This window comes from Streptomyces sp. NPDC127068 (assembly GCF_042724695.1).
GTDB lineage: Bacteria > Actinomycetota > Actinomycetes > Streptomycetales > Streptomycetaceae > Streptomyces.
In genome coordinates this window covers 25,757-42,033 of the sequence record NZ_JBHXEN010000057.1, presented here as the reverse complement: position 1 = coordinate 42,033, position 16,277 = coordinate 25,757, and the positions used below count along the sequence as shown (strand labels likewise).

General features: G+C 70.7%; 22 protein-coding genes. 6 read left to right on the top strand and 16 right to left on the bottom strand.

Translation table 11 applies throughout. The features are described 5' to 3' along the window. Positions 1–23: 23 nt before the first annotated feature. The 3 genes from ACFWIA_RS29075 to ACFWIA_RS29065 all read right to left on the bottom strand — a co-directional run bounded on the left by ACFWIA_RS29075 (position 24) and on the right by ACFWIA_RS29065 (position 2,162). The gene (locus ACFWIA_RS29075; protein ID WP_387010163.1) at positions 24–413 is read right to left on the bottom strand and encodes a hypothetical protein; all 390 of its coding nucleotides are present in this window, start codon (positions 411–413) and stop codon (positions 24–26) included. A gap of 171 nt (positions 414–584) precedes the next feature. Further along, positions 585–1,313, bottom strand: a complete 729-nt coding sequence (gene rph / locus ACFWIA_RS29070) for a ribonuclease PH (protein ID WP_387010161.1) — start codon at positions 1,311–1,313, stop codon at positions 585–587. A gap of 474 nt (positions 1,314–1,787) precedes the next feature. Next, a complete protein-coding gene (locus ACFWIA_RS29065) occupies positions 1,788–2,162 on the bottom strand; it encodes a winged helix-turn-helix transcriptional regulator (protein ID WP_387010159.1) in 375 nt (124 codons plus the stop codon). Positions 2,163–2,295: 133 nt separating this feature from the next. On the opposite strand from ACFWIA_RS29065, the gene ACFWIA_RS29060 reads away from it, so the two are divergent. Continuing rightward, positions 2,296–3,090: an MBL fold metallo-hydrolase gene (locus ACFWIA_RS29060; protein WP_387010157.1), complete on the top strand. Its 795-nt coding sequence runs from the start codon at positions 2,296–2,298 to the stop codon at positions 3,088–3,090. Here the strand turns inward: ACFWIA_RS29060 and ACFWIA_RS29055 are convergent. Continuing rightward, the gene (locus ACFWIA_RS29055) at positions 3,083–3,316 is read right to left on the bottom strand and encodes a glucose PTS transporter subunit EIIB (RefSeq protein ID WP_387010156.1); all 234 of its coding nucleotides are present in this window, start codon (positions 3,314–3,316) and stop codon (positions 3,083–3,085) included. The genes ACFWIA_RS29060 and ACFWIA_RS29055 overlap by 8 nt on opposite strands. A 149-nt stretch (positions 3,317–3,465) precedes the next feature. On the opposite strand from ACFWIA_RS29055, the gene ACFWIA_RS29050 reads away from it, so the two are divergent. Continuing rightward, positions 3,466–4,776: a PTS transporter subunit EIIC gene (locus ACFWIA_RS29050; RefSeq protein ID WP_387010154.1), complete on the top strand. Its 1,311-nt coding sequence runs from the start codon at positions 3,466–3,468 to the stop codon at positions 4,774–4,776. A gap of 53 nt (positions 4,777–4,829) precedes the next feature. On the opposite strand, the gene ACFWIA_RS29045 is transcribed toward ACFWIA_RS29050, so the two are convergent. The 8 genes from ACFWIA_RS29045 to clpS form a co-directional block, all read right to left on the bottom strand. Continuing rightward, complete coding sequence (locus ACFWIA_RS29045; protein ID WP_387010152.1) at positions 4,830–5,582, bottom strand: MBL fold metallo-hydrolase; 753 nt, start codon at positions 5,580–5,582, stop codon at positions 4,830–4,832. A 592-nt stretch (positions 5,583–6,174) separates the two neighbouring features. Then, the gene (locus tag ACFWIA_RS29040) at positions 6,175–7,125 is read right to left on the bottom strand and encodes a PLP-dependent cysteine synthase family protein (RefSeq protein ID WP_387010150.1); all 951 of its coding nucleotides are present in this window, start codon (positions 7,123–7,125) and stop codon (positions 6,175–6,177) included. Positions 7,126–7,130: 5 nt separating this feature from the next. Further along, complete coding sequence (locus ACFWIA_RS29035; protein WP_385486964.1) at positions 7,131–7,409, bottom strand: MoaD/ThiS family protein; 279 nt, start codon at positions 7,407–7,409, stop codon at positions 7,131–7,133. Positions 7,410–7,582: 173 nt separating this feature from the next. Further along, on the bottom strand, positions 7,583–7,687 hold the full coding sequence (locus ACFWIA_RS29030) for a putative leader peptide (protein ID WP_385486962.1): 105 nt from the start codon (positions 7,685–7,687) through the stop codon (positions 7,583–7,585). 101 nt (positions 7,688–7,788) lie between these two features. Then, positions 7,789–8,211: a Mov34/MPN/PAD-1 family protein gene (locus ACFWIA_RS29025; protein WP_387010148.1), complete on the bottom strand. Its 423-nt coding sequence runs from the start codon at positions 8,209–8,211 to the stop codon at positions 7,789–7,791. A gap of 83 nt (positions 8,212–8,294) precedes the next feature. After that, entirely contained in the window at positions 8,295–9,782 is a 1,488-nt protein-coding gene (locus ACFWIA_RS29020; protein WP_387010146.1) for an amino acid permease, read from the bottom strand. A gap of 295 nt (positions 9,783–10,077) precedes the next feature. After that, positions 10,078–10,683 (bottom strand): DUF2017 domain-containing protein, encoded by a 606-nt coding sequence (locus ACFWIA_RS29015; protein ID WP_387010144.1) that lies wholly within the window; start codon positions 10,681–10,683, stop codon positions 10,078–10,080. A gap of 11 nt (positions 10,684–10,694) precedes the next feature. Continuing rightward, complete coding sequence (clpS, locus tag ACFWIA_RS29010) at positions 10,695–11,012, bottom strand: ATP-dependent Clp protease adapter ClpS (protein ID WP_387010142.1); 318 nt, start codon at positions 11,010–11,012, stop codon at positions 10,695–10,697. Positions 11,013–11,121: 109 nt separating this feature from the next. Here clpS and ACFWIA_RS29005 point away from each other — a divergent pair, with 109 nt between their 5' ends. After that, positions 11,122–12,450 (top strand): nicotinate phosphoribosyltransferase, encoded by a 1,329-nt coding sequence (locus tag ACFWIA_RS29005; protein WP_387010140.1) that lies wholly within the window; start codon positions 11,122–11,124, stop codon positions 12,448–12,450. 165 nt (positions 12,451–12,615) lie between these two features. Beyond that, positions 12,616–13,206, top strand: coding sequence for an isochorismatase family protein (locus ACFWIA_RS29000; protein WP_387010138.1), 591 nt, complete (start codon positions 12,616–12,618; stop codon positions 13,204–13,206). Positions 13,207–13,225: 19 nt separating this feature from the next. Here ACFWIA_RS29000 and ACFWIA_RS28995 read toward each other — a convergent pair whose 3' ends face one another. After that, on the bottom strand, positions 13,226–13,657 hold the full coding sequence (locus tag ACFWIA_RS28995) for a type II toxin-antitoxin system prevent-host-death family antitoxin (RefSeq protein ID WP_387010136.1): 432 nt from the start codon (positions 13,655–13,657) through the stop codon (positions 13,226–13,228). Positions 13,658–13,719: 62 nt separating this feature from the next. Next, positions 13,720–14,241: an NUDIX hydrolase gene (locus ACFWIA_RS28990; RefSeq protein ID WP_387010134.1), complete on the bottom strand. Its 522-nt coding sequence runs from the start codon at positions 14,239–14,241 to the stop codon at positions 13,720–13,722. 249 nt (positions 14,242–14,490) lie between these two features. Here ACFWIA_RS28990 and ACFWIA_RS28985 point away from each other — a divergent pair, with 249 nt between their 5' ends. Together ACFWIA_RS28985 and ACFWIA_RS28980 are read left to right on the top strand one after the other, a co-directional pair. Further along, positions 14,491–15,033 (top strand): hypothetical protein, encoded by a 543-nt coding sequence (locus ACFWIA_RS28985; protein WP_387010133.1) that lies wholly within the window; start codon positions 14,491–14,493, stop codon positions 15,031–15,033. Further along, positions 15,030–15,287: a hypothetical protein gene (locus ACFWIA_RS28980; RefSeq protein ID WP_387010131.1), complete on the top strand. Its 258-nt coding sequence runs from the start codon at positions 15,030–15,032 to the stop codon at positions 15,285–15,287. The genes ACFWIA_RS28985 and ACFWIA_RS28980 overlap by 4 nt, the downstream gene beginning before the upstream one ends. Here the strand turns inward: ACFWIA_RS28980 and ACFWIA_RS28975 are convergent. Beyond that, on the bottom strand, positions 15,278–15,571 hold the full coding sequence (locus tag ACFWIA_RS28975; protein ID WP_387010129.1) for a hypothetical protein: 294 nt from the start codon (positions 15,569–15,571) through the stop codon (positions 15,278–15,280). The genes ACFWIA_RS28980 and ACFWIA_RS28975 overlap by 10 nt on opposite strands. A 27-nt stretch (positions 15,572–15,598) precedes the next feature. Continuing rightward, positions 15,599–15,997 (bottom strand): ATP-binding protein, encoded by a 399-nt coding sequence (locus ACFWIA_RS28970; RefSeq protein ID WP_387010128.1) that lies wholly within the window; start codon positions 15,995–15,997, stop codon positions 15,599–15,601. Positions 15,998–16,277 lie beyond the last annotated feature (280 nt).

Sequence of the window (16,277 nt, the reverse complement as noted above, 5' to 3'; positions counted from 1 at the left end):
GGTGCCCCGGGCCCGGGGACCGGCTAGGGGGTGCACACCTTGGTCAGCTCGCCGGCCGCGTCGGTGACGGGGCCGATGTCCGGGGTCGAGTCGCCGTTCTCGATGGCGGTGCCGACGGTGTCGATGGCCTCGCCGAGTCGGTCCACGGCCTTGCCCAGGTCGGCGTTGTCGGTGGTGTCACCGATCTTGTCGAGGTTCTTCTCGATCGCCCGGAGCGATTCCTCGGCCTGCGTCGGATCGTTGGCGGCGTTCTCCACGGCCTGCTGGAGGTCGGTCACGCTGTCGGCGATCGTGTCGGCGGTCTGCACGCAGTCGAGCGCCTTGTCGACGGCGCTGCACCCGACGGCGAGCGGGGTGAAGAGTACTGCCCCGGCAACGGCGAGAGCGGTGATGGTGCGGCGGCGCGCGGCCATGGGGCGGGTCCCTCCCGAGAGTCACGGCGGACGCTGCGGGGTTCCCCCCTGCGCCCGTACTACTAGAAACGCGATCCGCCGCCGCTTGGTTGCCCCCGGTGCCGGTTCGCCCGGTCACACCGCCGCCCGGCCCGGCCCCCTCGGGGCGCGGACCGGGCGGGGGTCAGCGGTTCACTGGTCGTCGAGCGCCTTGCGCTGGAAGGCGGCCAACTCGTCGCAGCCGCCGACGGCCAGGTCGAGGAGGACGTTCAGCTCGTCGCGGGCGAAGGGCTCGGCCTCGGCGGTGCCCTGCACCTCGACGAAGCGGCCGTCGCCGGTGCAGACGACGTTCATGTCGGTGTCCGCCGTGACGTCCTCCTCGTAGCGGAGGTCCAGCAGCGGGACGCCGCCCACGATGCCGACCGACACGGCGGAGACGGTGCCGGTGAGCGGCTGGCGGTTCGCGCGGACCAGCTTGCGGTCCTTGGCCCAGGTGACCGCGTCGGCGAGGGCCACGTAGGCGCCGGTGATCGCGGCGGTGCGGGTGCCGCCGTCGGCCTGGAGGACGTCGCAGTCCAGCACGATCGTGTTCTCGCCGAGGGCCTTGAAGTCGACGACGGCACGCAGGGAGCGGCCGATCAGCCGGGAGATCTCGTGCGTACGGCCACCGACCCGGCCCCGGACGGCCTCGCGGTCGCCGCGGGTGTTCGTGGAGCGCGGGAGCATCGAGTACTCGGCGGTCACCCAGCCCTCCCCGCTGCCCTTGCGCCAGCGGGGTACGCCTTCCGTCACGGAGGCCGTACAGAACACCTTCGTGTCACCGAAGGAGATGAGGACGGAGCCCTCGGCGTGCTTGCTCCATCCGCGTTCGATCGTGATCGGGCGGAGCTGGTCGGGGGTGCGGCCGTCGATGCGTGACATGGTTCCGAGCCTATCGCCCACGGCCTTCAGGGGGGCGTGGGCGGGTGGGGGCCCTGCGGGGCCGGTGCGCTGGGCTGCGCGTGCGCTGTCCCGTGCGGGTGCGTGGTCGCTTCTGCGCAGTTCCCCGCGCCCCTGATCGGGTGCGATCCGCTGCGCGTGCGTGGTCTAGCTCGGGTGCGCGGTCGTTTTCGCGCAGTTCCCCGCGCCCCTATCGGGGTGCGATCAGCTGGCGGTGCGCTGTTCTGTGGCCCGCAGGATGCGATCCCACCGGAGCGACATCAGGGGCGCGGGGAACTGCGCGAAACGACCATCCACCCGCACGGGACAGCGCACCCGCAGGTGGACGCACCCCGACAGGGGCGCGGGGAACTGCGCAAAACCACCGCACACCCCAACCGGACCGCGCACCGCCAGGTGATCGCAGCGGATCAGCGGCGCGGGGAACTGCGCGAAACAGCAGCGCACCCGCACGGGCTACTGTTCGCCCCACTCCCACATGCTGCGCACCACTGGTTCCAGCGCACGCCCCCGGCCGGTCAGAACGTAGCGGACCCGGGGAGGCCAGCCCGGCACCCGGTGACGCTCGATGACACCCGCACGGGTCAACTGGACCAACCGGTCCGAGAGGACCTTGTCCGAGAGCACGGGCAGAGCCGCGGACACCTCGGAGTACGTCGCCTGACCACGCCGCAGGAACTCGCGGATCACCAGCGGCGTCCACCGACCGCCCAGCACGGCGAGCGTGACGTCAACGGGGCACCGCGGTTCGGGACGCGGCGGGACGAGTGCGCTGTCCGGACAGTCCGCCAGCGGACCGTCCGGCTCGTGTCCAACGGTTTGGTGAGTCACGAAGGCCCCTCCTAGCGTCCGTCGAGAACACCCCGCCAACATGCCTCCAGGGGGCCTCGTGCGCATCCATCACCTCAACTGCGGTTCTCTCCGGAAGATTCCACCACTCGGCGCAGGGCTTGAGGCCGACGCCGTGCACCACGAACGAGCCGTCGTCTGCCACTGCCTGCTCATCGAGACGGACGCGGACGGGCTGGTCCTGGTGGACACCGGTCTCGGCACCGCCGACCTGCCGCACCCCGACCGGTCGCTGGGTGCGGACTGGGTGGCCTACGCCCAACCCGAGCTGAACCCCGAGGAGAGCGCGCTGCGCCAGGTCGTCCGGCTCGGGTACGCACCCCGGGACGTACGACACATCCTGCTCACCCATCTGCACCGCGACCACACGGGAGGACTGCCGGACTTCCCCCGGGCACGGGTGCACGTCCACCCCGAGGAGTACCGGGCCGTCACCGACCCCACGGCAGCGCACCACCAGCACAGCCTCGACCGCTTCGTGCCGGCGCACCGGGCGCACCAGCCGCTGCTCACGCCCGCGTCCGTGGCGGACCGTACGGAGTGGTTCGGCTTCTCCGGCGTGGCTCGGCCGCAGGGGCTGGCGTGCGAACTCCTGTTGGTGCCGTTGCCCGGCCACTCGGCGGGACACGCGGGCGTCGCCGTGCGCGACGGGGACGGAGGGTGGTTGCTGCACGCGGGGGACGCGTACCTGCATCACGGCGAGCTCGAACACACGCCGCCCCGGTCCCATCCCGTCCTCGAACCGGTCCAGGAGGGGGCGCAGACCGACGCGGCAGTTCGTCTCGCGACCCGCGACCGGCTGCGTTCCCTCCGGCGCGACCACGCGGGCGAGGTCACCGTCTTCAGCGCGCACGACCCGTGGGAACTGGCTCGGTTCCGGCACGGGCAGCGCACCGGGGGGACTACATGAGGTCTTCGATCTCGCCGGCGATGGGGTCCGCGTCCGTGCCGATGACGACCTGGACGGCGGTTCCCATCTTGACGACGCCGTGCGCCCCCGCGGCCTTCAACGCACCGTCGTCCACCTTCGCGGGATCGACGACCTCCGTGCGCAGCCGGGTGATGCAGCCCTCGACCTCCACGATGTTCTCAAGCCCGCCGAGCCCCGCGATGATCTTCTCAGCCTTGCTGGCCATGCTGCCTCCCTGGCGCCACTGATGACTGCTTTGTCACGTTAACCCACTGTTGGCCCAACTTCGCGAGCGGTGACCGCCGCCTTGGCGAAGGATGACGATCACGACGCGCCACCCGACCGGGTGGCGTACGTCATCCCAGGAGGTCGCCCATGAGCGCGGACAGCGCGGCAGCACCCGCCCGCTCACGGTGGAACACCCTGTTCCAGGGGTTGCAGAAGATGGGGCGCAGCCTTCAGCTGCCCATCGCCGTCCTGCCTGCCGCGGGCATCCTCAACCGGCTCGGCCAGCCCGACGTCTTCGGCACCGAGGGACTGGGCTGGACGGATGTCGCGACGGTGTTCGCGGCGGCGGGCGGCGCCCTGCTGGACTCCTCGCTGGGCCTGCCCCTGCTGTTCTGCATCGGTGTCGCCATCGGCATGGCGAAGAAGTCGGACGGTTCCACCGCGCTGGCCGCGGTCGCCGGTTTCCTGGTGTACTACGCGATCCTCCGCGCGTTCCCGGAGAGCTGCGCGCCGGGCGCCGACTTCGAGGGGGCGGGCACCTGGAGCGGGCTGTGCGTCGCCGAGGACGGCACCTCGGCCCAGGCCTCGTACCAGAATCCGGGGGTCTTCGGCGGCATCGTCATGGGCCTGGTCACGGCGTACGTCTGGCAGCGGTTCCACCGGACCAAGCTGGTCGACTGGTTGGGCTTCTTCAACGGGCGGCGGCTCGTCCCGATCATCATGGCGTTCATCGGGTTGCTCTTCGCCGCGCTGTGCGTCTGGGTGTGGCCGCCGATCGGTGACGCGCTCACCAGCTTCTCGGAATGGCTCGTGGACCTCGGCTCCTGGGGCTCCGGCATCTTCGGCGTGGCGAACCGGGCGCTGCTGACGGTGGGGCTGCACCAGTTCCTCAACACGTTCGTCTGGTTCCAGTTCGGCGACTACACCAAGCCGGACGGCACGGTCGTGCACGGTGACATCAACCGGTTCCTCGCCGGCGACCCGACGGCCGGGCAGTTCACCACGGGCTTCTTCCCGATCATGATGTTCGCCCTGCCGGCGGCGGCCCTCGCGATCACCCACTGCGCACGGCCCGAGCGCCGCAAGATCGTCGGCGGGTTGATGCTGTCGGTGGCGCTGACCTCGTTCGTCACCGGCATCACGGAGCCGATCGAGTACTCGTTCCTGTTCGTCGCACCGCTGCTGTACGCGATCCACGCGGTGCTCACCGGCGTCTCGATGGCGGTGAGCTGGGCGCTGGGCGTCAAGGACGGGTTCAGCTTCTCGGCCGGCCTGATCGACTACGTCATCAACTGGAGTCTCGCCACCAAACCGTGGCTGATCATCCCGATCGGGCTGGCCTTCGCCGTCGTGTACTACGCGGTCTTCCGGTTCGCCATCATCAAGTTCAACCTCCAGACCCCGGGCCGGGAGCCGGAGGAGGAGTCGGAGGCGGAGGACCGCGAGAACGTGAAGTAGGGGTGCCGGCGGGGGTGCCGTGCCCGTCGGGCGCGGCACCCCCGGTGCGCTGCTCAGACCGCGTACGTGGCGCCCGGGACGGCGAGTTCCGTGGGGCCCTCGAAGACCTCACGGGCGTCCAGCAGGTTGACCTGGGGGTCGGTCCACGGCGGGATGTGGGTGAGCAGCAGCCGCCCCACGTCGGCCCGGCGGGCCACCGCCCCGGCCTCGCGCCCGTTCAGGTGCAGGTCGGGGATGTTCTCCTTGCCGGCGGTGAACGCGGCCTCGCACAGGAACAGGTCGGTGCCCGCGGCGAGTTCGTGCAGCGGCTCGCAGACGCCGGTGTCCCCCGAGTACGTGAGGGCGCGGCCCCCGTGTTCGACGCGGATGCCGTACGCCTCCACGGGGTGCGCGACGCGTTCGGTGCGCACCGTGAAGGGGCCGATGTCGAAGGTGCCGGGCTTGACCGTGTGGAAGTCGAAGACCTCGCTCATCGAGGAGGCCGAGGGGGTGTCCGCGTACGCGGTGGTGAGCCGGTGTTCGGTGCCCTCGGGGCCGTACACGGGGACGGGGTCGCAGCGTCCGCCTTCGTGGCGGTAGTAGCGGGCGACGAAGTACCCGCACATGTCGATGCAGTGGTCGGCGTGCAGATGGCTGAGGAAGATGGCGTCGAGGTCGTAGAGACCGCAGTGGCGCTGCAACTCGCCGAGGGCGCCGTTGCCCATGTCGAGGAGCAGCCGGAAGCCGTCGGCCTCGACGAGGTAGCTCGAACAGGCCGAGTCCACGGACGGAAACGACCCCGAGCAGCCGACGACGGTGAGCTTCATGGGAGCTGGAACCTCCGCGCTGACGGAAGACGGGCCCTGCGGGGGGCCGAAGGGGTGGAGTCTGTCGAGCGTAAAGCGCGAAAGGGGTGGGCGCTCCCCCGTCACTGACCGTTGTGGGCGAACTCACCCGCGCTATCACCGATTCGGGCTCTGTCCCGTGCGGGTGCGATCACCTGGCGGTGCGCTACCCAGTGCGGGTGCGTGGTGGTCTTGCGCAGTTCCCCGCGCCCCTGATCGGGTGCGATCCGCTGCGAGTGCGCTGTCCCGTGCGGGTGCGCTGCTGTTTCGCGCAGTTCCCCGCGCCCCTGATCTCGGGCGCTTCGGAGGATGCACACCCCGCAGGTCACAGAACACCACAACCCCCAGATAGACAGGGGCGCGGGGAACTGCGCAACACCACAGCGCACCCGCACAGGACAGCGCACCCCCGGCAGATCGCACCTGAAGGGGCGCGGGGAACTGCGCAAATCAGCAGCGCACCCGCACGGGACAGCGCACCCTCAGGTGGACGCACCCGAGCCGGACAACGTACGGGCAGCGCATCGCACGGGGAACAGCACGGCCCGGCGGGGAACCCCCGCCGGGCCACCGCTCAGGCCCAGAGCTGGCCGTGCAACCGCTCGATGGCCTCCTCCGTCGTGGCAGCCGTGTACACCCCCGTGGAGAGGTACTTCCAGCCCCCGTCGGCGACGACGAAGACGACGTCCGCGTCCTCCCCCGCCTGGAGGGCCTTGCGACCGACCCCGATGGCCGCGTGCAGCGCGGCCCCCGTCGAGACGCCCGCGAAGATGCCCTCCTGCTGGAGCAGCTCCCGGGTCCGGGTCACCGCGTCCGCGGAGCCGACGGAGAACCGGGTGGTGAGGACGGAGGCGTCGTACAGCTCGGGCACGAACCCCTCGTCGAGGTTGCGCAGCCCGTAAACGAGGTCGTCGTACCGCGGCTCCGCGGCGACGACCTTGACGTCCGGCTTGTGCTCGCGCAGGTAGCGGCCGACGCCCATGAGGGTGCCGGTGGTGCCGAGGCCCGCCACGAAGTGGGTGATGGACGGCAGGTCGGCGAGGATCTCCGGCCCGGTGGTGGCGTAGTGCGCGCCCGCGTTCCCGGGGTTGCCGTACTGGTAGAGCATGACCCAGTCCGGGTTCGCCGCGGAGAGTTCCTTGGCGACCCGGACGGCCGTGTTGGAGCCGCCCGCCGCGGGCGACGGAATGATCTCCGCGCCCCACATGGCGAGCAGCTCCCGCCGCTCCTGCGAGGTGTTCTCGGGCATCACGCAGACGATCCGGTAGCCCTTGAGCCGGGCGGCCATCGCCAGCGAGATGCCGGTGTTGCCGGAGGTGGGTTCGAGGATCGTGCAGCCCTCGGTGAGCCTCCCCTCCTTCTCGGCCTGCTCGATCATGTGGAGCGCGGGGCGGTCCTTGATCGAGCCGGTCGGGTTGCGGTCCTCCAGCTTCGCCCAGATCCGTACGTTCTCGGCGGGCGAGAGCCGCGGTAGGCGGACGAGCGGCGTGTTGCCGACCGCGGCGAGCGGGGAGTCGTACCGCATGCCGGTCAGGCCATCCCGCCGGCGACGGCGGGCAGGATGGTGACGCTGTCGCCGTCGGTGAGCTTGGTGTTGATGCCGTCGAGGAACCGCACGTCCTCGTCGTTGAGGTACACGTTCACGAAGCGCCGCAGCTGGCCGTTGTCGACCACCCGGTCGTGGATGCCGGCGTGCCGGCTCTCCAGGTCGGCGAAGAGGGCGGCGAGGGTGTCCCCGCTGCCCTGGACGGCCTTCTCCCCGTTGGTGTAGGTGCGGAGGATGGTCGGGATGCGGACCTCAATGGCCATGGCGTGGGCTCCTGTCGGGAATCGGGCAAACGGTGTTGCGGCGTACCGAGCGGATCTCGGCGGTGGGGCGGGCGGACGGAGCGCGAGGTGGCGGGCGGACCGGGATCGAAGCCGCTGGTCGGCGGGTTCGCGGGTGCTCCCGCCGGTGCGTCAGGGCCGCTCGGCGGCGGAGGTCAGCACGGACAGATGGCACTGTCGGACCGGCACAGGTCGACGTGCAGCCGCGCCACGAGCAGCGGCGTGCCCGGCGTCTTCTCGCTCACGTCAGAGGGAACCATGCGGTCATCGTATCGATTCCCCCCGCAAGTCCCAGAGGGTCATTCCACATCGCGGACGGAATCCGGCCGCGATGTGGACAGACGGGGGTCGGGGGCGCCGATCAGTAGGTCTCGACGACCCGGACCTCCTCCTCGGTGACCTCGCCGTCCACGATGCGGAACGAGCGGAACTGGAAGGGTCCGGCGTCGTCCTGGTCGGCGGTGGAGACGAGGACGTAGTGCGCGCCGGGTTCGTTCGCGTACGCGATGTCGGTGCGGGAGGGGCGCGCCTCGGTCGCGGTGTGCGAGTGGTAGATGATCACGGGTTCCTCGTCCCGGTCGTCCATCTCGCGGTAGAGCTTGAGCAGATCGCCCGAGTCGAACTCGTAGAAGGTGGGCGAGCGGGCGGCGTTGAGCATCGGGATGAACCGCTCGGGCCGCCCCGTGCCGGCGGGTCCTGCGACGACTCCGCACGCCTCGTCGGGGTGGTCCTGGCGCGCGTGGGCCACTATGCGGTCCCGCAGGTCCTGGGTGATGGTCAGCATGGGCCCAGGATAAGCAGCGGGTCCCTCCCGTACCGGATCGCGGTACGGGAGGGACCGGATGCTGGACGCGGGGTGGGGTCCGGTCAGTGGCGGGCGTCGCTGGGCACGGCGTCCGACGACCGTTTCTGCCGGCTGAAGGCCGCCGCGTCGGGGTTGCGCCGCTTCAGCACGAGGAACGAGACGCCGAGCAGCAGCGCCCAGACGGGGGCGCAGTAGAGGGAGATCCTGGCGTCCTCGTCCACGGCCATCATGACGATCACCATGCCGATGAAGGACAGGGCGAACCAGCTGGTGAACGGCGCGCCGGGGGCCCGGAAGGGCGACCTCGGGAGTTCACCGCGGTCGGCGCGGGCCCGGTAGCGGATCTGGCTGACCAGGATCATGATCCAGGCCCACATGCCGGAGATGGTCGCGAACGACACCACGTAGGTGAACGCCTCGCCGGGCCACCGGTAGTTGATCCAGACGCCGACCAGCATGAGCGCCGCGGAGAACGTCGTGCCGATCAGCGGGGTGCCGCGGGAGGTGAGGCGGGTGAAGACCGCGGGGCCCTGGCTGTTGAGGGCGAGGTCGCGCAGCATGCGGCCGGTGGAGTACATGCCGGAGTTGCAGGAGGAGAGCGCGGCGGTCAGCACCACGAAGTTGACGACGGCGGCGCCGAGGGCGAAGCCCATCTCCTCGAAGGCGGCCACGAAGGGGCTGACGCCGGGCTGGAAGGTGGTCCACGGCACCACCGAGAGGATCATGATCAGCGCGCCGACGTAGAAGACGGCGATCCGCCACGGAACGGTGTTGATGGCCTTGGGGAGGTTCTTCTCCGGGTCCTTCGACTCCCCCGCGGTGACGCCGACCAGTTCCACGGCGAGGAAGGCGAACATCACGATCTGGAGGGTCATCAGGGTGCCGCCGACGCCCTCGGGGAAGAAGCCGCCCTCGTTCCACAGGTGGGCGACGGTCGCGGTGTCGCCGGCGTCGGAGAAGCCGATGGTCAGGATGCCGGCACAGATGAGGATCATGCCGATGATCGCGGTGACCTTGATCATCGAGAACCAGAACTCCAGCTCCCCGAAGAGCTTCACGGAGATCAGGTTGGCCCCGTAGAGGATCACGGTGAAGACGAGCGCGGACAGCCACTGGGGGATGTCCCACCAGTACGTCATGTAGGTCGCCGCCGCGGTCACCTCGGTGATGCCGGTGACCACCCAGAACAGCCAGTACGTCCAGCCGGTCACGAAACCGGCGAAGGGTCCGACGAACTCGCGGGCGTACTCGGCGAAGGAGCCCGACACCGGTCGGTACATGAGGAGTTCGCCGAGGGCCCGCATGATGAAGAAGATGACGAGCCCCGCGATGGCGTACGCGAGGATCAGGCTGGGCCCGGCCTTGGAGATGGCCTTGCCCGCGCCGAGGAAGAGCCCGGTGCCGATCGCGCCGCCGATGGCGATCATCTGGATCTGTCGGGCGCCGAGCGCGCGTTGGTAACCCTCCCCGTGACCGTCCGTCCGGGGGTGCGCGCCGGTGGGGGGAGTGGGGAGGTCGCCGCCGTCCTTGCCGACCTGGGTCGAGGTCATGGTGCCGTGCCTTTCGCCGGGTGAGTGGGGCCCCGTCAAGTGCGGAAGGTCTACCACGCGACCGGCGAAGATCGACTGAGGCGCGTGTGGGGCACGCCACAGGAAGAAAGGGAGAAAACACCCCTCGTCCGGCAAAGGCCGTGGGGGTGGTGACGGATTCGTTATCCGGATTTGAGCGCCCTCTGAGCGAACACCAGCCCCCCGATCGGCGGGGGCGCCCCCGGCGGGCAGGGACGACCCCGGGCGACGGGCACCGGTGATCGGGGGCGGGGAGGGGCGGGGCGGGGCGGGGCGACTACGGCATCAGGGTGGTGACGAGGGTTTCTTGGAGCCCTCCGAGCCACAGGTAGGCCATCACCATCGGCTTGCGGGGGTCCTCGTCGGACAGCCGGTAGAGCAGATCGGCGTCGTCCTCGTCGGAGATCTCCAGCCGCGCCGCGATCGCCAGCCGCAGGTCGTTGAGCGAGCCGAGCCAGCGACGGCTGTCGTCCGCGGTCAGCCGCAGCACGGCCCCGCCGTCGCCGTCGGTCGCGAGCGCGTCCAGGGCGCGGATCACCGCGAGGGCGTCCTCCCGCTTGCGGGCCCGCAGGTCGTTCTCGGTGAACCGGCGGAACTCCGAGGAGCGCTCGGTGAGTTCCGCGGCCTCCTCCGGCCGCGTCGGGGCCTCGCCGGGACCCCCGTACGCATCGGGGAAGAGGCGGCGCAGGACCGGGTCGGCGGGCGGCTCGGTCGGGCCGTCGGCGAACAGTTCGGCGAGCGGGTCGGCCGGGGCGTCCCCGCCGGGGCCGGGCCCGACGAGTTCCAGGAGCTGGACCGCGAGCGAACGGATGATGGAGATCTCGACCTCGTCGAGCGTGACGGCCGCGCCGCCACCCGGGGTCGGTTCGAAGTGTCCTGGCATGGAGTCAGTCGCTACTTCCGGTCCTGCTGGAGCGTGGCCCACAGTCCGTAGCCGTGCATGGCCTGCACATCGCGCTCCATCTCCTCGCGGCTTCCGCTGGAGACGACGGCACGGCCCTTGTGGTGGACGTCCAGCATCAGTTTCGTGGCCTTGTCCTTCGAGTACCCGAAGTACGCCTGGAAGACATAGGTCACGTAGCTCATCAGGTTGACCGGGTCGTTGTGGACCAGTGTGATCCACGGGACGTCCGGCTCCGGTACGGCGAACACCTCTTCCGCCGACTCGGTCTTCTCGATCTCTAGGGGAGCGGGAGCCGTCACACCGCCCATGCTGCCACTTGGTGCGCCCGTACGCACAAACGGCCCGCCCCACGGGTGCCTCGACGGGCTTCCGCTTTGAAATCGTCAGAGTGACGAGATTGGGGGTAGCATCATCGTCATGAACACTGCGGACCTCGGGTTGCCGGTGGACGTGCCGTCGACCGCGCTCTTCACGGACCACTACGAGCTGACCATGCTCCAGGCGGCACTCGCCGCGGGCACCGCCGACCGGCGCTCCGTCTTCGAGGTCTTCACCCGACGGCTCCCCGAGGGGCGCCGCTACGGAGTCGTGGCCGGCACCGGACGGGTGCTGGACGCCGTGGAGAACTTCCGCTTCGACGAGCCGGTCATCGGTTTCCTGCGGGAACGCGGGGTCGTCGACGAGCGGACCCTCGCCTGGCTCGCGGACTACCGCTTCTCCGGTGACGTCTGGGGCTACCCCGAGGGCGAGGTGTACTTCCCCGGCTCGCCGCTGCTGCGGGTGGAGGGCTCGTTCGCGGAGTGCGTGCTCCTGGAAACGGTCATCCTGTCGATCCTGAACCACGACTCGGCGATCGCCGCCGCGGCCTCCCGGATGGCCTCCGCCGCCGGCGACCGGCCGCTGATCGAGATGGGCGCCCGGCGCACCCACGAACTGGCGGCGGTCGCCTCGTCCCGGGCCGCGTACGTCGGCGGCTTCGCCACCACCTCGGACCTCGCCGCGGGCTTCCGGTACGGCATCCCGACCGTCGGCACCTCCGCGCACGCCTTCACCCTGCTGCACGACACCGAGCGCGACGCCTTCCGCGCCCAGGTCGACTCGCTGGGCGCGGGCACCACCCTGCTGGTCGACACCTACGACGTGGCCGATGCCGTGAAGGCCGCCGTGGACGTCGCAGGACCGGAGCTGGGCGCGGTCCGGATCGACTCGGGCGACCTGCTCCTCGTCGCCCACCGGGTCCGCCAGCAGCTCGACGAGCTGGGGGCCACCCGGACGAAGATCGTGGTCACCTCCGACCTGGACGAGTACGCCATCGCCTCGCTCGCGGCGGCCCCCGTCGACGCGTACGGGGTGGGCACGCAGCTGGTCACCGGCTCCGGGCACCCGACCTGCTCCATGGTCTACAAGCTGGTCGCCCGCGCCGCCTCCGGTGACCCGAAGGCCCCGCTGGTGCCGGTCGCCAAGCGCTCCACCGGCGGGAAGACCTCCATCGGCGGTCGCAAGTGGGCCGCCCGACGGCTCGACGCCCAGGGGGTCGCCGAGGCCGAGGTGATCGGCACCGGCCCGGTACCCGCCGACCTGGTCGACCGGCAGCTGCTCGTCGAGCTGATCAAGGGCGGCTCGGTGCTCGCCCGCGAGTCCCTGGACGTGGTCCGCGACCGGCACTCCGCGGCCCGTGCGGCACTGCCGCTGTCGGCGACCCAGCTGTCCCGCGGCGAGGCCGTCATACCAACGGAGTACATATGAGCGCCGCGACGGGATTCGGACCCCACCCTTGGGGTACGTGCGACTACACAAAAGCCGTGTGACGAGGGAGGTCGTGCCCTCTCCCGGTCCGACGCCGAAGTGCCTACGCTCGGTCCGTCCGACCGCACCACCCTCCCTCACCCCGACCCGACAAGGACCCTCGACATGCGCCGCGCCCTGATCGTCGTAGACGTGCAGAACGACTTCTGCGAGGGCGGCAGCCTCGCCGTCACCGGAGGCGCCGACGTGGCCGCCGCCATCACCGAGCTGATCGGCCAGGCGCCCGCCGGTTACCGGCACGTCGTCGCCACCCGCGACCACCACATCGCGCCCGGCGACCACTTCTCGGACCAGCCCGACTACGTGAACTCCTGGCCGGTGCACTGCCTCGCCGGGACCGAAGGCGTCGGCTTCCACCCGAACTTCGCCCCCGCGGTCGCCTCCGGCGCGGTGGAGGCCGTGTTCGACAAGGGGGCGTACTCGGCCGCGTACAGCGGGTTCGAGGGCGCCGACGAGAACGGCGTCACCCTGGCGGACTGGCTGCGGGACCGAGAGGTCACCGAGGTGGACGTGGTCGGCATCGCCACCGACCACTGCGTACGCGCCACCGCCCTGGACGCGGTGCGCGAGGGCTTCCGGGCGAACGTGCTGCTGGACCTCACGGCGGGCGTCGCCGGAGAGACCACCGAGCGGGCGCTCGGTGACCTCCGCGAGGCGGGCGTCACGCTCACCGGCAAGCCGGTCGTGACCGCCTGACGCCCCCGGGGCGGGCACCTCACGGCTCGCCCACCGGTGGCTGACGTGCCAGGAACTCCTCGAACGCCGCGAGCTGCTTCGGGTCCATGTACCCCTGCCGGCCCTGCACCGCTTGATCCTCCAGCCACTCAAGGGACCAGGCGGCGTACAACTCGGCCACCACCACCCGGCCCCGGGTGAACGTCATCCGCTCGCCGTTTCCGTGCACGTACTGCGTGTACGGGCCGTGCTGCGCCGGTCCGGGCGGACGCTCCTTCGCCCGGACCGGCGGGGGCAGGACACCGAGGTACCGCCGCGCCCAGTACTCCAACTCGGCCAACTCCCCCGCCGGGAGCAGCACGCCGACCGGCCGCCCGTCCTCGGTGAGCGTCACCCGCTCGCCGGTCTCCGCGACCCGGTCGACCAGCAACTCGAAGTCGACTGCGGCGTACGGTAATTCACCACTGTTCATGGGCTCGACGGTACCTACCGCGGGGTCTCGGTCGCTCGTCCGGCGGGCCGATGGGCCGCCGCCTACGAGGTGGCACGCTCCCCGATCACCGGGTAGTTCAACAGGGCGAACCGCGCCAGGGATCGAACCTGGTCGAAGGTCTTGAGGGCGGCGAGGTCCTCCAGGCCGAACCAGGCGGCACCGTGCACCTCTTCGCGCTGCGCCGCCACGACTCGTTCCCGGGTGCCCGGCTGTCGCCGGACGTAGAAGAACTGGACCAGTGCCGGGGTGACGAACCCCTCCCGCTCGGTGTCGACGTAGAACGGCACCGGCTCGGGCGTGGCATTGGCGTCGGCCGGGTGGATCTCCGGCTGGCTCGACACGGCCTGCACCGACAAGCCGGTCTCCTCCTCGAACTCACGCACCGCCGTCCCCGCGAAGGACTCGCCGGGCTCGATGTGGCCGCCCGGAGGCACCCATTTGTCGAAGCGGTTGTGGTGCACGAGCAGCACTCGGCCACCCTCCACGAGGTAGCCCGAGCAGATGTAGACGAAGCCGGTGTCCCGGGACGTCTGGCCGTCTTGGATCAGAATCGAGCGAGGCACGTCCGCCACGGTAGCCCACCGCTCGGCACCCGAACTTCCCAGCAAAGCAGGCGTCTTCGGCGCGGTCATCGCCCGGTCGGTGACGTGTCATGGGCAACGACAACGCGATGCCCGGGGCGGGCGGGCTCGGTCACTCGATCGTGTCGTGAGCGCCCGGTATCCATCTCCCTGTCCCGGGCCGGGCTCTACGGTGGCCGCTTCGGGGCTGCGGGGGGCTTCGCGGATGGAAGTGAGGCATACATGGGGCCGGTGTGGAGCATCCCCCTGGCAGGCGCGCATGTGGAGGTCCCGTCGAGCATCGGGGGCGTCCGCGCGGCGCTGGCGCCGGAGCGGGCGGCGGAGTTCGACGCCGTGGTCGCCCGGACCCCGGCGAAGCATCTCGTCTACGTGATTCTCGACTGGGCCCTGCCGCAGGGCGCGGCCGAGTCGGACACTGCGACCGTGCGACGGCTCCGCAGCGGCGACTTCTCGGGAGTGCGGGACGGCGACGGGAAACCGGTCGCCCCGACCCATCCGCCGCTGAACGAGGCGGCGGGAGAGATCGCACCCGCGGTGTGGTCCACCGGCTTCCCCGTCGGCTCGAAGACGTTCCCGGCGACGATCGACGGCATCCGGGAAGCACTGGCCGAGGGCCGCCGGGCGGAGTTCGAGGCGGAAATCGTCCTCACCCCGGGGCACGAGCTGACCTATGCCGCACTCCGCTGGGGATACCCGCCGGAGGACCTGTCCGAGGAGGACGCCCTCGTCGCCGAGCTGAGGTCGGCCCATCAGGACCGGGGGGAGGGGCGGTGAGCCGCTACCGAATCACCTACGCGGGCGAGGCGGAGAAGGTCTACCGGCAGATGAACCACCAATTCAGGGCCCGGTTCGACGCCGCGATGCAGACGACCCTGGCAAAGGACCCCTACGGGCACGGGTCCGCCCCGGCCAACCCCGGTCGAGAGCCGGACCGGCGCCTGGCGACCGTCGCCGGCGCGATCGTCCGCTACTACATCGCAGGACCGCCCGCCCTCGTCGTCACAGCAGTCAAGATCATTCACGGCTGATCAGGACCGGATGCCCGCGGACGCCGGAGCAAGGGGGTGCGGCAGGTGCAGGTGCAGCGGTCCCCCCGGAGCAGGGCCCGCACCGTCCGCCGGGCGTCGTGGCAGCCGTGCTCGGGCAGGTCGAAGATCCGCGCCCGTACGCACCCGGCGCACACGATCGCCCAGTCCTCCGCACACCATCGGTGCAGGTGGTACGGACCGGGGGCGTCGATCCGTCGTACGTAGGGGTGGTGCCACCAGCGCACGGGGCCCTTGCAGTCGACGCAGGAACGGGTCGTCGTCATGGGTACTGCTCCTTCGTGGTGCGCCGGTCACGTGGACAGCAGCGCGCGGACTGTCTTGCCGTTCCCGTCCGGCCGCCACGACAGCCGCGCGAAGCAGCGGACGAGTAGCAGCCCACGGCCCCCTTCCTCGTCGGGCTCGGTGTTCTGCTCGCCGTGGTCGGGCATCCGGGCGACCGGGTCACTGACGTCCACCAGGAGGCGACCGTCCGCCAGCGCGGCGAGCCGCAGTCGCAGCAACCGCCCGGGCACGGCCGCGTGGACGACCGCGTTCGTCGTCAGCTCCGACACCACGAGCAGGGCCGCGTCCCGGTCACCCGGCCAGCCCAGCCGGTCCAGCGCCCGTGCGGACTGTCGGCGGATCAGTCCGATGACGCGCGGGGTCATCGTGAAGCTCATCGACCATTCGCCGGTCACCGAATGGTCCACCGGCAGTGGGTGCGTGCGGCCCATAACCGCCCTTCCTGACGTGGGCCGGCGAGACGGCGGCCCGGGAGTGGGTGCGCACATTCCAACGAGCAAGTGAACTGGTCTGACAGGCAATTAGGCGGAGCCCTCGGCAGCCGGAATCCGGCAGTTTTTACGCAGGGCCCGATGCACCCTGGGTACATGGACGGCTACTTTGAACACGGAAAGACGAAGCGGCTGCACGCGAGATAACGGCGCGCTCTCGAAGAAGAAGTCGGATGTACGGCCGTCGAGCTGGGCT

What these genes read in the sequence shown, in the direction of transcription:
- ACFWIA_RS29075 (WP_387010163.1), bottom strand. Translation starts at nt 413, where the DNA reads ATGGCCGCGCGCCGCCGCACCATCACCGCTCTCGCCGTTGCCGGGGCA.
- rph (WP_387010161.1), bottom strand. Translation starts at nt 1,313, where the DNA reads ATGTCACGCATCGACGGCCGCACCCCCGACCAGCTCCGCCCGATCACG.
- ACFWIA_RS29055 (WP_387010156.1), bottom strand. Translation starts at nt 3,316, where the DNA reads ATGGCCAGCAAGGCTGAGAAGATCATCGCGGGGCTCGGCGGGCTTGAG.
- ACFWIA_RS29050 (WP_387010154.1), top strand. Translation starts at nt 3,466, where the DNA reads ATGAGCGCGGACAGCGCGGCAGCACCCGCCCGCTCACGGTGGAACACC.
- ACFWIA_RS29045 (WP_387010152.1), bottom strand. Translation starts at nt 5,582, where the DNA reads ATGAAGCTCACCGTCGTCGGCTGCTCGGGGTCGTTTCCGTCCGTGGAC.
- ACFWIA_RS29040 (WP_387010150.1), bottom strand. Translation starts at nt 7,125, where the DNA reads ATGCGGTACGACTCCCCGCTCGCCGCGGTCGGCAACACGCCGCTCGTC.
- ACFWIA_RS29035 (WP_385486964.1), bottom strand. Translation starts at nt 7,409, where the DNA reads ATGGCCATTGAGGTCCGCATCCCGACCATCCTCCGCACCTACACCAAC.
- ACFWIA_RS29030 (WP_385486962.1), bottom strand. Translation starts at nt 7,687, where the DNA reads ATGGTTCCCTCTGACGTGAGCGAGAAGACGCCGGGCACGCCGCTGCTC.
- ACFWIA_RS29025 (WP_387010148.1), bottom strand. Translation starts at nt 8,211, where the DNA reads ATGCTGACCATCACCCAGGACCTGCGGGACCGCATAGTGGCCCACGCG.
- ACFWIA_RS29020 (WP_387010146.1), bottom strand. Translation starts at nt 9,782, where the DNA reads ATGACCTCGACCCAGGTCGGCAAGGACGGCGGCGACCTCCCCACTCCC.
- ACFWIA_RS29015 (WP_387010144.1), bottom strand. Translation starts at nt 10,683, where the DNA reads ATGCCAGGACACTTCGAACCGACCCCGGGTGGCGGCGCGGCCGTCACG.
- clpS (WP_387010142.1), bottom strand. Translation starts at nt 11,012, where the DNA reads ATGGGCGGTGTGACGGCTCCCGCTCCCCTAGAGATCGAGAAGACCGAG.
- ACFWIA_RS29005 (WP_387010140.1), top strand. Translation starts at nt 11,122, where the DNA reads ATGAACACTGCGGACCTCGGGTTGCCGGTGGACGTGCCGTCGACCGCG.
- ACFWIA_RS29000 (WP_387010138.1), top strand. Translation starts at nt 12,616, where the DNA reads ATGCGCCGCGCCCTGATCGTCGTAGACGTGCAGAACGACTTCTGCGAG.
- ACFWIA_RS28995 (WP_387010136.1), bottom strand. Translation starts at nt 13,657, where the DNA reads ATGAACAGTGGTGAATTACCGTACGCCGCAGTCGACTTCGAGTTGCTG.
- ACFWIA_RS28975 (WP_387010129.1), bottom strand. Translation starts at nt 15,571, where the DNA reads ATGACGACGACCCGTTCCTGCGTCGACTGCAAGGGCCCCGTGCGCTGG.